Source organism: Xanthobacter autotrophicus, assembly GCF_029991245.1.
Taxonomy (GTDB): Bacteria; Pseudomonadota; Alphaproteobacteria; order Rhizobiales; family Xanthobacteraceae; genus Xanthobacter; species Xanthobacter autotrophicus_C.
In genome coordinates this window covers 1-535 of the sequence record NZ_JAIVFO010000331.1, presented here as the reverse complement: position 1 = coordinate 535, position 535 = coordinate 1, and the positions used below count along the sequence as shown (strand labels likewise).

Sequence of the window (535 nt, the reverse complement as noted above, 5' to 3'; positions counted from 1 at the left end):
ACGCTACTGCGTTTCAGCGAACCGCGGCGACTGACATGGCATTTCTTGGCCCGGCAATTGCAGCCTTGCTCAGCAAGAAGCCTGCAAAGCTTCGAATGTTTGACGATCTGCTGTTCAGTCCTAGGTACAAAGCTATGCGCGCCCTGCTTGGGGCAGAGGAGCCTGCTCGACCCAAAGGGGTAAAAAACGAAGAGTTTGACGATGTACACGAAGAGAGCATGCCCCCCAGTCCCCCTGCGACAAAGAACAAAAAAAAGGCCACGCCCCGGCCGGTTGAGCCGGTTGACCTCCCCTTAGAATATCCGCTGGCCCGCGAGACTGCTGATTGACTGGAGTTAGCAAACGTGTACCGCGCTCGTCTCGCTTCAACCACTATCTGCTACACGCCTGAGCTGCTCCACGACGAACTGCTGTATTCATGGCTGTGCAGGTTAGCAATCTTGAATGCGTGGGGAACGGGCCGAGACGCAGTGAGGAAAATTTTTGGCGGCAGGACGGTTACACCCAGCCTTACCCTTCCCAGTCACTTCGATGC

At 55.9% G+C, this 535-nt stretch carries 1 protein-coding gene; it reads left to right on the top strand.

The window, feature by feature from the left end:
* Positions 1 to 329 (top strand): hypothetical protein (locus K9U41_RS23065; protein WP_282643166.1); only part of this gene is annotated, 329 nt, incomplete at its 5' end.
* Positions 330 to 535 lie beyond the last annotated feature (206 nt).